Source organism: Microbacterium sp. BR1 (assembly GCF_002812725.1).
Classification (GTDB): Bacteria; Actinomycetota; Actinomycetes; order Actinomycetales; family Microbacteriaceae; genus Microbacterium.
Genome location: NZ_NMUN01000003.1, coordinates 124,006 through 140,654, shown reverse-complemented (window position 1 = coordinate 140,654; position 16,649 = coordinate 124,006). Strand labels below are relative to the sequence as shown.

At 67.2% G+C, this 16,649-nt stretch carries 15 protein-coding genes; 7 read left to right on the top strand and 8 right to left on the bottom strand.

What is annotated here, in order from left to right; translation table 11 throughout:
- Together CGU35_RS03380 and CGU35_RS03375 are read right to left on the bottom strand one after the other, a co-directional pair.
- Nucleotides 1-1,914, bottom strand: coding sequence for a glycosyltransferase family 4 protein (locus CGU35_RS03380; RefSeq protein ID WP_157813878.1), 1,914 nt, complete (start codon nucleotides 1,912-1,914; stop codon nucleotides 1-3).
- Nucleotides 1,915-2,132: 218 nt separating this feature from the next.
- Entirely contained in the window at nucleotides 2,133-3,059 is a 927-nt protein-coding gene (locus CGU35_RS03375) for a glycosyltransferase family 2 protein (RefSeq protein ID WP_157813877.1), read from the bottom strand.
- A 122-nt stretch (nucleotides 3,060-3,181) separates the two neighbouring features.
- Here CGU35_RS03375 and CGU35_RS03370 point away from each other — a divergent pair, with 122 nt between their 5' ends.
- On the top strand, nucleotides 3,182-4,051 hold the full coding sequence (locus CGU35_RS03370) for an ABC transporter permease (protein WP_100810212.1): 870 nt from the start codon (nucleotides 3,182-3,184) through the stop codon (nucleotides 4,049-4,051).
- A 22-nt stretch (nucleotides 4,052-4,073) separates the two neighbouring features.
- Nucleotides 4,074-4,775 (top strand): ABC transporter ATP-binding protein, encoded by a 702-nt coding sequence (locus CGU35_RS03365; protein WP_442923026.1) that lies wholly within the window; start codon nucleotides 4,074-4,076, stop codon nucleotides 4,773-4,775.
- Nucleotides 4,776-4,781: 6 nt separating this feature from the next.
- Here the strand turns inward: CGU35_RS03365 and CGU35_RS03360 are convergent, their stop codons facing one another.
- The gene (locus CGU35_RS03360; RefSeq protein ID WP_100810210.1) at nucleotides 4,782-5,885 is read right to left on the bottom strand and encodes a glycosyltransferase; all 1,104 of its coding nucleotides are present in this window, start codon (nucleotides 5,883-5,885) and stop codon (nucleotides 4,782-4,784) included.
- A 123-nt stretch (nucleotides 5,886-6,008) separates the two neighbouring features.
- Between CGU35_RS03360 and CGU35_RS03355 the strand changes: the two genes are divergently transcribed.
- The 4 genes from CGU35_RS03355 (at nucleotide 6,009) to CGU35_RS03340 (ending at nucleotide 10,592) form a co-directional block, all read left to right on the top strand.
- On the top strand, nucleotides 6,009-7,775 hold the full coding sequence (locus CGU35_RS03355; protein WP_157813876.1) for a DUF4012 domain-containing protein: 1,767 nt from the start codon (nucleotides 6,009-6,011) through the stop codon (nucleotides 7,773-7,775).
- A 144-nt stretch (nucleotides 7,776-7,919) separates the two neighbouring features.
- Nucleotides 7,920-8,477 (top strand): hypothetical protein, encoded by a 558-nt coding sequence (locus CGU35_RS03350; RefSeq protein ID WP_100810356.1) that lies wholly within the window; start codon nucleotides 7,920-7,922, stop codon nucleotides 8,475-8,477.
- 120 nt (nucleotides 8,478-8,597) lie between these two features.
- Nucleotides 8,598-9,344, top strand: a complete 747-nt coding sequence (locus tag CGU35_RS03345) for a hypothetical protein (protein WP_100810208.1) — start codon at nucleotides 8,598-8,600, stop codon at nucleotides 9,342-9,344.
- A gap of 105 nt (nucleotides 9,345-9,449) precedes the next feature.
- Nucleotides 9,450-10,592: a glycosyltransferase gene (locus CGU35_RS03340; protein ID WP_100810355.1), complete on the top strand. Its 1,143-nt coding sequence runs from the start codon at nucleotides 9,450-9,452 to the stop codon at nucleotides 10,590-10,592.
- Between the two features lie 201 nt (nucleotides 10,593-10,793).
- On the opposite strand, the gene CGU35_RS03335 is transcribed toward CGU35_RS03340, so the two are convergent.
- The 5 genes from CGU35_RS03335 to CGU35_RS03315 form a co-directional block, all read right to left on the bottom strand.
- Nucleotides 10,794-12,233: an LCP family protein gene (locus tag CGU35_RS03335; protein WP_100810207.1), complete on the bottom strand. Its 1,440-nt coding sequence runs from the start codon at nucleotides 12,231-12,233 to the stop codon at nucleotides 10,794-10,796.
- The gene (gene purE, locus CGU35_RS03330) at nucleotides 12,230-12,697 is read right to left on the bottom strand and encodes a 5-(carboxyamino)imidazole ribonucleotide mutase (protein WP_100810354.1); all 468 of its coding nucleotides are present in this window, start codon (nucleotides 12,695-12,697) and stop codon (nucleotides 12,230-12,232) included. Before purE ends, CGU35_RS03335 begins: the two co-directional genes overlap by 4 nt.
- A 141-nt stretch (nucleotides 12,698-12,838) precedes the next feature.
- Nucleotides 12,839-13,972 (bottom strand): 5-(carboxyamino)imidazole ribonucleotide synthase, encoded by a 1,134-nt coding sequence (locus tag CGU35_RS03325; protein ID WP_100810206.1) that lies wholly within the window; start codon nucleotides 13,970-13,972, stop codon nucleotides 12,839-12,841.
- Nucleotides 13,973-14,056: 84 nt separating this feature from the next.
- Nucleotides 14,057-14,635 carry a PH domain-containing protein gene (locus tag CGU35_RS03320; RefSeq protein ID WP_100810353.1) on the bottom strand — a complete coding sequence of 193 codons (579 nt, stop codon included), beginning with the start codon at nucleotides 14,633-14,635 and terminating at the stop codon, nucleotides 14,057-14,059.
- Nucleotides 14,636-14,696: 61 nt separating this feature from the next.
- A complete protein-coding gene (locus CGU35_RS03315) occupies nucleotides 14,697-15,509 on the bottom strand; it encodes a biotin--[acetyl-CoA-carboxylase] ligase (protein ID WP_100810205.1) in 813 nt (270 codons plus the stop codon).
- 232 nt (nucleotides 15,510-15,741) lie between these two features.
- On the opposite strand from CGU35_RS03315, the gene CGU35_RS03310 reads away from it, so the two are divergent.
- Nucleotides 15,742-16,569, top strand: coding sequence for an endonuclease domain-containing protein (locus CGU35_RS03310; RefSeq protein WP_100810204.1), 828 nt, complete (start codon nucleotides 15,742-15,744; stop codon nucleotides 16,567-16,569).
- Nucleotides 16,570-16,649: the final 80 nt, after the last annotated feature.

Genomic DNA, 16,649 nt, shown 5'->3' with positions numbered 1-16,649 from the left:
TCAGCGCAAATAGCCGTGGACGGAGCAGAGGCGCGCGTCGAAACTCGCCGACGAGAACTCGCCGAGAATGAGAGCGCGCGCGCGGGATGCGCGAGCACGCGCTGCCGCGTAGTCGGTGAGGATCGACTCGGTCGCTTCGACATACGCTCCGACATCGTCGAATCGCACGATCGGGTACCCGGTTTCGTCGTTCAGTACCTCCCCAACCCCTCCGACCAACGGCGCAATAACGGGTATTCCCGATCCCATCGCTTCGAGCATGACAAGCGGAAGCCCTTCCCATTCGCTCGTCATGATCACGACGTCGAAGTCAGCAAGAGGAAGTTCGGCGAACGCTGCATATGCCGGTCGACGTTCGGCGCCCGACTTCGCGAGTGATGCCAAAGTCGCTCCGAGCGTCGGGTCTCCCATCACCTCTTCGCCGCAGAACACCACCTCGACAGGCAGACCGCGGCCGCGCAGTTCGGTCGCCACGCGGGCCAGGACGTCGAGGCGTTTGGGCACGTCGAACCGCCCCGCCCACAGCATCCGAAGCGGACGAGCGCGATCGAATCGAGCGGGCTCATGACGTGATCGAGACGAAGACGCGATCACTTGACGCTGAACAATGAAAGCAGCTGGATCATAGCCCTGCTCCTGAACCATCTGCTGCACGAACGCATCGCTGTCCGTCAACACTCGCGTGACGGGTTCGAGGAAATCGGGCGATCTCAGGAAGAGCACCGACGTCCGCTCGCCATCCGGCGTTCGATCGATCGCGAACGTCGAGATATACAGGTTTGAGCGAGGAGCGAGCGCACGCCCGTAGGACTCGAAGATGTCGAGCGCCACCGTGGAGTTGAACGCATGAATCGTGTGCGGCGCAAGCTGAGCGATTAGCTGCGGGAGAATACGATCGACGAGCGCCTGCCGCGGGACTCCCGCCATCAGCTCATCCCGGAGTTGCACGACGGCAACTCGTGGTGGCAGCGAATCAAGGCGAGTCGACGCGATGTCCTCGGTCGTCACGAGTGCAACGCTCGCCCCCTCGTCCAGCCGTTCGACAGCAGAGAGATACGCGGAAAGCACACGATCCCCGCCACCCGTCCGGACCCACGGGGCGAAGAAGAGATAGTCAACGCGGGGCGGCAGAGCCTTCAGAAGGTTCCAATACGCGTCCGCTTCGCGAGCGAGGCGAGTCGGCCACGGCGCGCCCCATTTTTCATACCATTCCCCGACCATCGGCCTCGGATAGGGCAGGAGCGGCTCAATGGCATTCTGAGATCGCCAATCCGACAGCACCTCCGGCGCGAACCTACGAGCAGCTCGGCGGCGCGTCGCACACCGAGCGGCGGCGTCCCGCCAGGGACGGACGCTGGATCGCGCGACACGCGCGATCCTCGCGAGAACGGTCGGCACCCGTTTCCGCGGTGGGTGGCGCGGAACCTTCGCGGCGGCGATTTCTCGATTCGTTAGGAGTGCGCTCTGAGCGAGGACGGGACCGCTCGCCGACTCCCACGTGGGTTGGTCGTCCCAGACACGGACGAATGCGACGGATCGCTTCATCGTTTCCTGAGGGATCGACGCCTGGATGAGCGCGGCATTCCACATCCGCGCCGCGAGATTGGAAGTCGCGGTTCGCGGCAACGGCACCTCCGACAGCACATCCCGCGAAACAGCGAGAACCCCCGCCCACGGGTCGAAGCTCGCGAGCAGGCGAGCAGTGCTCACGTCACCATGCCACTCCCGCTGAGGCCAGGATCCGCTGCGTCGGCCGAAGGTAATGATCAACTCGGGCCGGATGACTCGACGCCGACACGACACGAGCGCGGCCTGCGCCGCGTCCAGCCAACGCTCGCCGACGAGGTCTCCCGCGTCCACGAAGGCGAAGAACTCGGCATCGCACACCGCTACGGCATCTGCACGCAATGCCATTGGTGTCGGGTCTCCCGCGACGGCGTGTACCGCGATGTCTCCCACCCGCGAACGTGCAACGGCGTCACGGACCTGATCACTGAGCTCCGCAGGACATGTGACGACGATCCGCCTGAAGCCTCTGTTTCGGCGCCGTGCCAGATCCAGCGAATGCAGCGTGGACACCACCTCGCGTCCATGTCTCCACACCGACACGATCGCCACGAGGTCGGCAGAGGTCACGGATTCGCCCGTCGTCGCAGCACCCTGCGGGCGGCAGCGATGACGCGCTCGGGGAATCGAGTGGCGTTCGCCCGCTCTATCCGGTCGAGGCGCTCCCTCATCTCATCGAAACGATCGTCCAAGAAACGCGTCAGGTACAGGGGTAGTCCCGCTCCGTGATCTCCGACATATGCCCGTAGCGCTCTATCACGCACGAGTCGATCGAGATCCCGGTGAGCCTCTCGCGCGGCGATGACCGAATTACCCAAGTCACCGCTCTGTCCCGCACGCTGATGCCAGAATGCAAGCGTCTCGCGAAGAAAACCGAGCTGGCCGGTCGCCGCAAGACGAAGGTTGCATTCCCAGTCGCCTGTGGCGGACAGCGTCTCGTCGAACAGACCGACCTGGACCAACCGCTCGCGCCGATAGAGCAATGAGATCGGCACGCAGGTGTTGAAACGGAGCAGATCGAAGAAAGTCACCTGCGTGCGGTCCGGCAGGAACGTCTCCCGGGATACCTCCCGAACGATCCGGCCCGTGATCTCTTCCCAGACGATCTCCGTACGCGCGGAGACCGCGGGCGATTCGGGATTATCGTCCAACCATTCCGACGTTCGGGAGAGGAACAGAGGGTGCCAAGTGTCGTCGTCGTCGTGGATCGCGACGAAGTCGCTCTCCACAGCATGGACGCCCTGATTCGACGCCGCTTCCATTCCCACTGACGATTCATTATGGATCACCCGGACCCGGTCCCGGAGGCCCGCTCGCCGCTCGACGAGGTCATCGACCGTCGCACGGTCGCCGCCGTCATTCACGACGGTAAGAACCCATCCGAGGTACTCCTGCCCGAGCACATCGTCGAGAGCCCTGGAGAGCAGGACGGGTCGATTTCGAGTGCGCATGACGATGTTCACGCGAGCGGGCAGACCGGAAGCATCGCTCACCACGAGTTCCTCCCCGTCCGACACATCTGCCCCATGATATCCATCGCGCGGGCGGAGACGCGGACCGAGCACATCTAGAATGGACGGATGGGTAACTGCGCCGACCGGCCTGAGGGGAAGCGATGAGCGTCGACAAATCCTCCTCGGCGGTGCCCCTTCGCGAACCCGGCACCGGCCTCGGGATGGTGGATGTCTTCCGCCGCCGGTATCTCCTCACATTGCTGGTCCGCAAGGAGGTTCAGATCCGCTATCGGGGATCTGTCCTCGGCTGGCTCTGGTCGTACGTCAAGCCACTCGTACAGTTCGCCGTCTTCTTCGTTGCGCTGGGGATCTTCCTCGGCCTCAGCGGGGCCATCGACTTCTACCCGATCTATCTGCTGGCCGGCATCACGATCGTTACTTTCTTCAACGAGGCCTTCGCGAACGGCACACGATCCCTCGTCGACAACTCCGCGCTGATAAAGAAGATCTACTTGCCTCGCGAGCTGTTCCCTGTTGCGAGCATGCTCGTCGCCGCGGTGAATACCCTTCCCCAAATCGTCGTCGTGATCGTGATCGCGCTGTTCTTCGGATGGGCACCGTCGGTCGTGCACATCGGCGCGATACTCCTCGCCCTCGTCATCGTCGCAGTCCTCGCAACGGGGCTGGGGCTGCTCTTCGGAGCGGTGAACGTTAGCTTTCGAGATGCTCAGGCGTTCGTCGACATCATCCTCATGTGCGCAATCTGGGCCTCGCCCGTCATGTACCAATGGCAGATGGTCGCATCGAAGGTCCCCGACTGGTTGTTCTTCCTCTACCGTCTGAATCCGGTGACGCCCGCTGTCGAGCTCTTCCACTACGGAGTCTGGATGCCTCTTGACCCACGAGACGCAGAGCCACTGCCCGGCCTCTGGGAGTTCTCGTTCCTCGCGCTCGCGATCTCTATTGTCGTTCTGATCATTGGGCAATTCGTGTTCCGCAAGCTGGAGGGCCGCTTTGCCCAGGATCTCTGACACGCCTATCCCCGCAATCCTCGTGGAGGACGTGCATAAGAGCTTCAAACTGCGGCACACGCACTCCATCAAGGAGACGTTTCTCGCCGCGGTGCGGCGCAAGCCCCTGACGACCGACTTTCACGCTCTCGACGGTGTATCTTTTTCGGTCGCGCAGGGCGAATCCGTCGCACTGCTCGGGTTCAATGGGTCGGGCAAGTCGACCACCCTGAAGATGTTGTCCGGAGTCCTCAGCCCCGACACGGGAAATATCCGCATTCGCGGCCGCGTTGCAGGACTCATCGAGGTTGGTGCGGGGTTCCACCCCGACCTCTCCGGGCGCGAGAACGTCTATCTGAATGCAGCGATCTTGGGCATGTCAAAACGCGAGACCGAGTCACGTTTCGACGAGATCGTCGCGTTCAGCGAAATCGAGCAGTTCATTGACACAGAGGTCAAGCACTACTCGTCGGGGATGTTCCTTCGCCTCGCATTCGCGGTCGCAATCCACACCGAGGTCGATGTGCTCCTCATCGACGAGATCCTCTCCGTCGGCGACGAGCCGTTCCAAAAGAAGTGCATCGCACGCATCCGAGAGCTACACGAGGAGGGGAAGACTCTCGTCGTCGTCAGTCATGACCTCGACATGGTGTCGAATCTCTGTGAACGCGGGATCCTCCTGCGCGATGGCAAAGCGGTCTTCGACGGCGACAGCAAGGACGCCGTCGCGCACATGCGGGCGTAGAACGCGCTACAGCTCGGCGTGGAGTTGCCACACCCGCTCGGCCGCGTCTCGCCACGAAAAAGCCCGCGATCGGTCTTCCGACAGCACGCGCAAGCGCGCGGCGAAGTCCTCGTCTTCGATCACGCGCCGGAGCGCCTCGGCCACATCGTCCGAGTCGCCGCGGGCAGTCAGGTACGCGCCATCCCCCACCAGTTCTTCGTTCTGCGCTGTCTTCGCCGCGATGAGAGGGGCGCCGACGGCGAGCGCCTCGAGCGCGCGCCACGGGAAGACGGGGGCCTCGGATGCCGCGACCACCGCGAGCGCTCCGTGGAGGACCGCGGCGCGATCGGAGGCATCGATCAAGGACGGCGTTCGTACACGGTGCCCGGAGAGACCGTTCGCGTCGGCTAGCTCACCGACCCGTGCCGGGTCATCGTTCCCTCCCCCGGCCACCACCACATCTACGTCCAGGTCGGAGGCCGCGCGCAGCGCCGGTATCAGACCCTCGGGGTCAGTGATACTGCCCGCAACCGCGATGTAGCGCTCCGGTAGTCCGAGCGTGCGCGCGCGTCCTGGTGCGTCTGCCGGAACACGGAAGCCCGTGCGCGGAGCGCCGGCGATCACGCGGATCCGGCCTCCGAGCGGTGCGATCTCGGCCAACTCTGCCGCCATCGCGTGGGTCGGCACGACGACGGCGTCAGCGAATCGAACGGCCCGCTTGAGCATGGCGCGCTGCCAGGCGGCATCAGCACGGTCGAGGCGCTGCGGGTGTGTCCATGCCTCAAGGCTCCACACGGTCACGACAGTCTGATCGTGATCGTGTGTCCGGTCGTGCCGAACGAGAGGCGCCATGAGCGACGGTGAGTGGATCATCCCGCCGGATCCCCCGAGCGACACCCCCATCCGCCAGGCGGTCGCGAGTTCGCGACGTCCGACGGGGGCCCGCCACACGTCGACCAGACCCTCAGGCGGGACGGCGTTTGGCGTTTCTCGGCCATCGATGCCTGCCACTCGGCATCCTCGAGGAGCCGTGTGCACGAGAGCGGAAACGAGTTCTGCGGACGCGATCGTGAGGTCGGGATCGTTGGTCCCGGCTACTCGGTCGAGCACCACCCGCAGTCGAACTGTCACCCGTTCGACTCTAGTCGCCGAGCCTCGCGCAAGCCCGTGCGGACCCGGCGCGCCGGGCGCGCGCTATCCACACCACGACAGATGCGAAGCAACTTCACCGTCAGGGATGCTTGAATGCTGAGCGTGACCACTACCGCTCGCCGACGCATCCTCTGGACATTCGTCGGTGTCGGCATCTTCATCCTGTTGACCGCCGCCGCCGCATTGTGGACCCTGTCGCGAGCGCAGATCGCGCGCGACAGCCTCGAATCGGCGGCGGAGGTCGCCGCAACCTTCCCGGCTCTGCTCGAAGCGGGCGACCCGGCCGCCAGCGCAGCCGCCGCCGACGCGTTCGCCGCCGACGCGCGGACGGCGCGCGACGCGACGTCGGATCCGGTCTGGCGTCTGGCCGAGTTCGTGCCGTGGCTGGGTTCGAACCTCACCGCTGTGCGCGAGGTGAGCGAGATCGCCGACGACCTGGCGGTCTCCGCGATCTCGCCGCTGGTCGCCATCGCAGATGACATAGATATCGCTCGACTGGGATTCACGGAAGGTCGACTGGACCTCACGCCCCTGGTCGATGCTGCGCCGGTGGTGGAAAAGGCGAACGACGCGTTTCAGCGATCCGTCGACACGGTGCGCGATCTGCCCGAGCCGACCGTGCCGCTCGTCGCGGGGGCCGTCGACCGCCTCACGGAGGTACTCCTGCCCGCTGCCACGGCCGTGGACGCGCTCGACCGGGCGGCAGCTCTGTTCCCGGCCATGCTCGGCGCCGACGGACCCCGCACGTATCTGCTCCTGATGCTGAACAACGCCGAGGCACGGACGTACGGTGGCATACCGGGCGCGGGAGCCGTCATCACCGTCGAGGACGGCCGCGTCGGCATCGAGCGACAATTGAGCTCGGGCGACTACGTGATCGAGAAGGAATCGGTGATTCCGCTCTCCCCGTCGACGATCGCCCTCTTCGCCGATCTGCCTGGGCGATACATCCAGAACACGATGTCGCCGCTGCCGTTCGCGGAAGGGGCGAGCGCGGCCGCTGCCCTCCTCGAGCGCTCGACCGGAATCGCCGTCGACGGCGTCATCGCGATCGACACGACCAGCCTCGGGTACCTCCTCGAGGCGACGGGACCCCTCGATTTCGGCTCGGTCGTGCTCGACTCCGGCAACGCCGTCGACATCCTGCTCTCGGTCGCGTACCGCGAGATCCAAGAGCCGACCGTGCTGGATGCCTTCTTCTCCGCCGTGACGCTGCGGCTGTTCGAATCCGTGACATCAGGACAGGTCGGCCTGCCGAACCTCCTCACGTCGGTGGAGCGTGCGCTCGACGAACATCGCCTCCACGTGTGGAGTGCGCATCCCGAAGAACAGGAACGCATCGAGGGGTCTGAGCTCGAGACCATCCTCCTTCCCGACGACGACGCCACGCGCGTAGGGGTCTTCTTCAACGACCTCACCGGCGCGAAGCTCGACTACTACGCAGACCCCAACGTCACGCTCGAGGTCGACGAATGCGGCGCCACGCCCACGGCGCGGGTCACGGTCAACTGGACCAACACGATCCCCGCGGACGCGGCGACGAGCCTGCCGAGCTATGTCAACGGCTTCGGTCTGACCGACACTCCGATCGGCGAGACGTTGACGAGACTCACGGTGGTCGGGCCGCAGGGGTGGACCCTGCAGGACTACTCGTTCGACGATGCCCGCCCCGGCGTGCAGAGCGCGCAGTACGACGATCGCACGGCGCTGCAGACGGAATTCGTGACGACGGCAGGTGGCTCGCACACCCTCGTCGTCGAGTTCGCGGGAACGGTGGCGTCCGACCCCGAGCGGGTGTGGGACCTCGTGAGCACTCCGCTGGCCAGGTCTACGAACGTGGAATTTATCTCGGCATCGTGTGACGGATGATGTAGTGTGTGAGTGTCAGCTGGGGTAGTTGACACCAATTTGGGGAAGTCTTCGATCGTCCGTCCTCGGACCCACGATCGAAACGCGCGCATGACGCTGGGGAGCAGAAGCGCGCGGATGCTTCGCGTGAGCCTGGGGAATATCATGCTGAAGAATAAGTTCGTCGCGCTCGCCGTGACACTGGGGATTCTGGCCGTCGGGGCGTTCGCCGCTCCCACCGCCGCTTTTGCAGAGACCGACGACGACTACGTTCCGTACGTTCTGCCGGCCTCGGTCACGATCGAGAATCCGGTCATCGGACCGTGCGATACGTCGACCATCGTGTTCGGCGCGGGATACTGGCTCGGCGGCGAGACCGTCGAGGTCTCGGCGTCCGGGCTGCGCGTCAGCGGCGCGAGTTTCACCCCGAACGTCCAGGCGGCGGCCGACGGCAGCCTGACCGCGACCTTCCTGCCCCCGGTCGACGGCGAAGGCGTCTACGACATCACCTTCACCAGCGCGACGCAGAGCTACACGGCGCCCATCACCGTCAGTCACGGCCTGGACACGGCCGCGTCGTGCGACCACGACCCCGGAGTCGACCGGGCGCTCGCGCTCACCGGTGGCGGGACGTCGCCGTGGATCTTCGGCGGCGGCGCGGCTCTGCTGGTCGTGGGCTCCGCGTTGATCGCGTTCACGGTTCTGCGCCGCCGGCGCGCCTGATCTCGGTGCGGACGCCCCTCCCCGGCCTCGTCCGGCGGGCAGGGGCGTGACGCCCCATGCGCGAACGTGTCGGCAAGACCTAGGCGCGTGGCCGGACAGCTGGGCCACACGGGGAGTTCGATGATCAAGCTGGTCGTGGCGGCGGCCCTCGCGCTCGCTGCACTGACCTCCCCCGGCGGTGGGGCTGTCGCTCACGTGGTTGATGACTCTTATGTGGTCTCGCCCGGCGCCTGGATTGCGCCCGCGGTCATCGCGCCCGGGGGTCGGGCGGTGGCGACGTTCTCGGCGGGGTTCTTCACCCCGCACGAGACGGTGCGGGCGCAGGTCACGGGCCATCGCGCCGAGGATGCTCTGATCTTCGACATGGCGACCGGGTCGCCCGAGCTCGTGAGCCGCGCAGACGGGGGGATGTCGGTGGTCTTCGTCGCCCCCCTGCTCGGCTCGGGCCCGTACGTGCTCACCTTCTCGGGTTCGCGCGACTTCGTCGCCGTCGTCACCGTGACCGGAAACCCGCCGGACCACCCCCCGACGGTTCCCGGTACTCCCCATGTGCCGGGAACCCCCGGCATCCCCCACCTTCTGCCCCATGAACAGGCGGGAGGGCCGGGAGAAGCAAGCCACGCGACGCAGGCGGCGACGCCGGGTGCGACCACGCCCCCACAGGCCGTGCCCGACAACCAAGGTCAAGCCGGACATCCCACCCCGCCCGACCGGGAGGGAAAGGTCCGAATCCCCGGGGGTGCCCCGGACTCCCCCGGATGGCCCGGCCTCGCAGAATTCCCCGCGATCTTTCTGCTTCTCGCGGCCATCGCTCTGGCCGCGAGCGTGGTGATCATCGTCCTGTTGATCGCATCCCGACGACGCTGAACCCACGCAAACGAAAGACCCAGTTTGGCGTCCCTCCAGCGGGATATTCTTGCATCGTCGATGACGGCCCCGTCCGGGGATCGCTGAGTGAACGAGGGGTGCGCCGTGGACCTCTCGATCATCGTTCCCACCTTCAACGAAGCGCCGAACATCGCTGAACTGGTTCGGCGGATCCAAGCCGCGACCGACGGGCTTGATCGCGAGATTCTCTTCGTCGACGACTCCACCGACGACACCCCGGCGGCGGTCGAACGCGTCGCTGCCGCGACGCAGATACCGGTGCGACTCGTCCACCGCGACGCGCCGACGGCGGGCCTGGGCGGGGCGGTCCTCGAAGGCCTGCGTCTGGCGGAGTCGGACATCTGCATCGTGATGGACGGTGACCTGCAGCATCCTCCCGAGACCATTCCCGACATGCTCCGTGCCCGGCAGCGCACCGGCGCCGGCATCGTCGCCGCATCCCGCTACACCGGCGGTGGAGACGCGACAGGGCTGGCGGATGCCATGCGCACGGCGGTCTCGCGCGGTGCGACGCTGCTGACGAAGGCGATGTTCCCGCTGCGCCTGCGCAACTCGACGGACCCGATGACGGGCTACTTCCTCGTCGACCGAACCCAGCTCGACCTCGACCGCCTCCGCCCACGGGGCTTCAAGATCCTCCTGGAGATCCTCGCCCGCAACGACGTCGTCCTGGCCGAGGTGCCGTTCGACTTCGCCGAGCGATCGGCCGGATCGTCGAAGGCATCCGTCCGTCAGGGACTGCGTTTTCTCACGCAGCTCTCGGTGCTGAAGTTCGGCAAGATGTCGGGCTTCGCCCTGATCGGAGCCATCGGGGCCGTCGCCAACATCGGCATCATGGCGGGCCTGACGCATGTGGGCATGAGCTACGTGTGGGCCGCGGTGATCGCCGCCGAGGTCACGATCTTGGGCAACTTCTTCCTGCAGGAGCGGTTCGTCTTCCGCGAAATGCTCGGGAACGCCTCCGCGCGCTGGCTGAGGTTCGCCAAGTCGTTCAGCTTCAACAACGCCGAGGCGCTCATTCGCATCCCGGTGCTGGCGCTCCTGGTCGAGACGTGGCACATCTCGAGCGTGCTCGCGGCGGCCATCACTCTCGCCGTCGCTTTCGTGGCGCGCTTCGCTTTCCACTCCCTCGTCGTCTACGCACCGCAGCGCGAGGGCGCGCCGTCACGGCGTCGCGCACTCGCGCAGAAGCTCGACGAACAGGCGATGCAGCCCGGCGAGCTATAGCCCGAGCCCCTCCGCCACAGCGTCGGTGTCGTCGGTGTCGTCGCCCGCTTCAGCGCCCGCGGTGTCGTCGCCCCCTTCAGCGCCGACCTGGGGCGTCAGAAACACGCTGGGGCGTGGGGCCCCACGCCCCAGCGTCATGCTGACGCCCCAGGTGAGGAAGTTCGGCCCGAGTGACGCGGCGAGAATTCGGCAGGCGCGGAGTCAGGGCGTCGGCGTCGGGGTGGGAGGATGCAGCTTCGACTGCACGAGCTCGCGCACGTAGGCGTAGTCGGGTTGCTCGGCGTCGACGCCACCCTCGGGCGTCAACTCGATCGCCGTGATCGGAAGCTCTCTCGTCTTGAGGGCGAGGTCCGCGAAGTACGGCAGCATCGACTCGGGAAGGTCGGTCTCGACGATCGCGGTGCCGGCGACCGCCACATCCTTGAAGCGACTCAGGACATTGCTCGGCGTGAACTGGGCCAGGATCGCGGCCTGCAGCTCGCGCTGGCGCTTCATGCGATCCCAGTCATTCGTCGTGTACCGCGAACGTGCGTACCACTGCGCGGTATCACCGTCCATGTGCTGTGGGCCGGCCTCGATCCATCCGATCGCCCAGTCCTCGGCCGACTGCCCGGAATACGCGGGTCCGCCACCCTTCGGCAGACGCTGTTCGACCGTGATGTCCACGCCGCCGAGCGCATCGACGAGAGCAGCGAAGCCGTGCATGTCGATGAAGACGTAGTAGGGGATCTCGATGCCCAGGATGCCTTCCGCGGCATCCTTCGTCGCCTCGATCGCCGGGGAGGAGCCGGCGGCGCGCGCATCGGGGTACAGGGCGTCACCGTCCCGGCAGACCTCGACCTCGGTGCGCAGCTGGTTGATTCCCGAACCCCAGCCGCATTTCGCGTCCGGGTGGTTCGTGTGCCCCTCCGGGTACAGGTCGAGCATCGGTCCCGGTGCGAACGGGAACCCGGGCATGTCGCGCGGGATGCCGGTGATGGTCGCAGCACCCGTGTCCGCGTTGATGGACACGACCGAGATGCTGTCGTAGCGCATCGAGTCGCGTCCCTCGCCGCTGTCGGCACCGAGCAGAAGGATGTTGTAGTAGCCGTCCGACGGCGGCACGGCGGGTCCGCCCAGACCGAAGATCGACCCCAACGTGCCTCGAGTGGTACCCGTGACATCCGCGGCCCAGAGAGCGCCGCCCGATGTGAGGACGAGCAGTCCGGCGAGCACGGCCGACACACCGACACGCGCGAGCGGGCGCAACTTCACCAGTCGCACCAACCGGAAGGTGTCGATCGCCAGGATCACCCACAGCGCCGCGTACGCGATGAGGAGGCCCTGGATGAGCAACAGGGCGATCCCGTTCGTCGCGACCCACAGGAGCAGGAACGGCCAGAGGAGCGACGCGACGCCCGCGAGGACCAGGACCGACCACATGAACAGCGTCGCGCCGAGCGCGAACCGCCCGAGCTTCCTGCTGCCCGCAAGTATCTGGGCAGAGCCCGGGACCAGCACGTTGAACACCACGAGCCACCACGCGCGGCGACGCATGTAGTCGGCCGAGCCGGAGTCCGGGTATCTCAGCGGAAGCTGGTTGACGATCGGCGGCAGCGAGGGCGTGGCGCGTGGCAGCCGGGTGGGGGCGGCGACGCTCACAACGATTCCTTCAGCCGCCGGTTCTTCTCCTCGACCTCGGACTCCAGACGCCGTGCGTAGTCGTCGAGCGCGTGGGCCAGAGCGGCATCGGATGACCCGAGGATGCGGGCCGCGAGGAGTCCCGCGTTCTTCGCGCCACCGATCGACACCGTGGCGACGGGGATACCGCCGGGCATCTGCACGATGCTGAGCAGCGAGTCCAGTCCGTCGAGGGTCGAAAGAGGAACGGGCACTCCAATGACGGGCAGCGACGTGACCGAGGCGAGCATGCCGGGCAGGTGTGCGGCACCGCCGGCGCCCGCGATGATGACCCGGATGCCTCGCGCCCGCGCCGCGCGCCCGTACGACATGAGCTTGTCGGGCGTGCGATGCGCCGAGACGACCTCGACCTCGTGCGGGATGAGCAGATCCGAGAGGGCCTGGGAGGCGTCGCTCATGACGCGCCAGTCCGAGTCGGAGCCCATGACGACGCCGACGATGGGCGCCTCGGAGGAATGCAGCGGCCGGGTCACCCGACCAGGCTAGGCCCCGCTCCTGCAAGAATGCCGTTGCGCCGCGCGCTCAGTCGAACTGCGCCGCGCGCTCAAGCGAACTGCGCCGCGCGCTCAAGCGAAGTGTGCTGCCGCGGCGCGGGCCTCGTAGGCGACCTCGTCGAGCTCGTCGCCCGCGACGTTCACGTGACCGACCTTGCGTCCGGGGCGCGGATCCTTGCCGTACAGGTGGATCTTCGCGCCCGGATGCGCCGCCATCGCCGCGGGAACCCTCTCGGCCAGACCGCCCTCGGCGGGTCCGCCGAGGACATTGACCATGACGGTCCACGGGGAGTGCGGCGCGGTCAAGCCGAGCGGCAGATCGAGGACCGCGCGCAGGTGCTGTTCGAACTGGCTGGTGAGCGCGCCATCCTGGGACCAGTGACCGCTGTTGTGCGGCCGCATGGCGAGTTCGTTCACCAGCAGGCGCTCATCCGTCGTCTCGAAGAGTTCCACGGCGAGCATGCCCGTCACGCCGAGCCCCTCCGCGATGTCGCCGGCCATCGCGCTCGCGACATCTTCCAGCCGCCCACCCGCGCCCGGTGCGGGGGCGAGGACCTCGGAGCACACCCCGTCGCGCTGGATCGTCTCGACCACGGGGTACGCGACGATCTCACCGCGGGGGCTTCGAGCGATCTGCTGCGCCAGCTCGCGCCGGAAGTCCACGAGCTCTTCGACGAGAAGTCGTCCGCCGTGTGCATCCTCGGCGAGCGCGGCGAACCAGTCGGCGGCCTCCGTGCCGTGATTCACGACACGCACGCCCTTGCCGTCGTATCCACCGCGCGGGGTCTTAACGACGGCGCGGCCTCCGTGTGCGTCGACGAATTCCTGCAGCCCGTCGGCGTCCGATACCGCGGCCCAGTCGGGCTGCGGAACCGCGAGCTCGGCCAGCCGCGTTCGCATGAGGATCTTGTCCTGGGCGAACTGCAGCGCATCGGGACCCGGGTGCACCGCGACACCGGCATCGACGAGCGCGCGCAGCGCCGACTGCGGAACGTGTTCGTGGTCGAACGTGATGACGTCGACCTCCCGCGCGAATGCCAGCACCGTGTCGGCGTCGTGGTAGTCGCCGACCGCTGTCGCGGCGAGGGCCGCAGACATCCCCTCCGCCTCGGCCAGAACGCGGATCTCGACCCCCAGCTCGACCGCCGGGGCGATCATCATGCGTGCCAGCTGCCCACCGCCGACGACTCCGACGCGGTATGTCATGGTTCCCCCTCGAGGATGGCTCGACGTGCGCTTCCATCCTGTCACCGGACGGACCGCGTCACGCGACAGGGCCCCGCTGGCCGTTCAGGCGGGAAGAGGCGGGCGGGGCGGGGCCGCCGATTCGTCGATCGCCATGCCCTGGGCATCGCGATGCGCCAGGATCTGACTGACCTCGATCTGGTCGGCGAGCACCTCTTGTAGCAGCACGACATCGGGCACGTTGACGAGGCGCAGCGGCTCGTCCACCCCGTTGCTCAAGGTGATGGTGCCGGCCCGCCACATCCGTTGGATCGGTCCGCGGCGCAGGCCGATCGTGTAGCCACGCGCGTGCGAGAGCTCACGTGCGCGGCGGGAGACGATGCCCCGGCGCGCGATGACTCGACGCGTCGTGATCGTGTACGTCCGACTCAGCCAGACGATCCACGGCAACACCGCGAGCAGCACGACGACGACTCCGGCGGCCGCGAGCAGCATCCAGTTCTCGAACGGCGCGGGGAGGTTGTCGTAGAACCAACCCGTGGCCCCCGCTACGGCCACCAGGACCAACGCCGACCAGCCCAACCGGCGCGCGCTCCCCCGCGTGCGCGCGACCAGGCGCTCGGGTGCGGCGATCCCGGGCGGCGGCGCCGGCAGGCGATTGCCGTAGGTCGTCGGCTGGGTCATGCGCTCATTCTGCCGGTCGCGAGCACGGGCGGACGCATCCCACGCGGTGCCGTGCGCTTCGTCAGCGGACGTGCACGACGTCACCCGCGACGACGGATGTCTCGTCCGGCCCGTTGCGGACGACCAGCTCGCCGTGCGGTCCGAGCCGGAGCGCCTCGCCGACGAGTTCGGACCCGTCCGGCAGATGGACGCGGACGGCGCTCCCGATCGTCCCGCAGAGCGCCTCGACCTCGGCGTGGACGCCGGCGCGCACGGCGTCTCCGTCCTCGAGCAGAAGCGCACCCATGAGCTCACCGAGAGCGGCGAGGTAGTCGGCGAGCACCGTGTCGACGAGATCCGGCGTGATGCTGACCCCGAGGGTCGCGAACGACGTCGCGGTGGGCACCGGTAGCTGCTCGGCCGTCATCGCCGTGTTGATGCCCGCACCGACCACGATGGTGTCCGGGATCCCCGGGACGACCTCGGCGAGGATGCCGCTGATCTTCCGGCCGTCGACCAGCACATCGTTCGGCCACTTCATCCTCACCGTGTGCGTGGGGCCGAGGAGCGCCGTGAGCTGTGCCGCGACGGCGCGTGTGAGCGCGGCACCCGCGAGGAGCGGCACCCACCCCCGGTCGGCCGGGCGCAGATCTCCCACATCGAGCACGACCGAGACCGCGAGCGCGGATCCGGGCGGCGCCGACCACACCCGGCCCAACCGGCCACGTCCGTCGGTCTGGTCGTCCGTGACGAGAACCGAGAGGTGCGGCCAGGCGGACGCGTCGAGTGCGTGGTCGCGCACGAGATCGGCGTTCGTGGAACCCGTTCGCTCTGCGATGGCGAAACGCGTGGCGACCGTGGCCGCCCGTCGGAAGTTCTCTGCGTGCAGGGTCATGGTTTCAGGCTAGGCGCCCAGAGGACGCGGCGCGGCCGGAGGACTTCCGGGCGGCGCGAGGAGCATCGCAGCTCGAGAGCCCTCCTCTCACCCCGAACTCCTTCGCGCACGCGCCGATCGACTCCCCTGTGGAGTGGCCCACGCTCCCTCCCCCGTCGCGACGGAACGTCGATCGTCCCCCGTTCGCATCCGCGGGGCAATCACAGCCCGGCGCGAGCGCAACGATGTCGGCATGGATCTTCCGTCATGGCTCAGGGCGCGCGGTGGGTGGGCGCACCGCGCTGACGCAATCGAGGCGGGATGGACGCGCTACCGCATCGAACAGGCGTTGCGCTCGGCGCTCGTCCTCGTCACCGCTCGACAATGGCTGCACGTTCCGGGCGTCGACAACGAACTGCTGGCCGCGATGAGCGCCAGCGCGCGTCTGACGTGCGTATCCGCAGCACGGATGCTCGGGCTTTGGGTTCCGCGTCCACCCGACCGTGTGCACCTGGCGGTCCACCCGCATGCCGGGCGAGATGTGTCGCGCTTCGTGGCCCATCGCAATATCGGTCCGGTGAACGCGTTCCCCAGGTCGCCATTGGATGCCATCGAGAATGTCCTCGCCCGCGTGGCGACCTGCCTGCCGCACCTGGACGCGCTGGCGATCTGGGAGTCAGCCATCAACAAGCGCCTTGTTACCGTCGCGCATCTGCAGGCGGTTGAGTGGACGACGCGTGCCGCGCGAGCACTCGCATCAGAAGCCGGTGGCGCGTCCGACTCCGGACTCGAGACACTCGTCGTTCATCGGCTCGCGAGGCTCGGCATCCTGGCCCGGCAACAGGTTCCGCTGCTGGGTCATGATGTCGATCTCCTCATCGGGCAACGACTCGTCATCCAGCTGGACGGATTCGCGTATCACCAAGCAGCGCAGCGCCGCGCCGATATCGCGCACGATCGGAGACTACGCCTCGCGGGGTTCACCGTCCTGCGCTTCGATTACGTCGAGATCATGGATCGGTGGCCACTCGTTGAGCGCCAGATTCTCGCCGCTGTCGCTCAGAACCTGCACATCGCATGAGGGCTTCGGGGCGGGGAGAGGAAAGTTCAAGCCAAGCGCTCCTCGTCTCAAGCCGAAGTCCTCGAGTGAGGCCGGGCCGA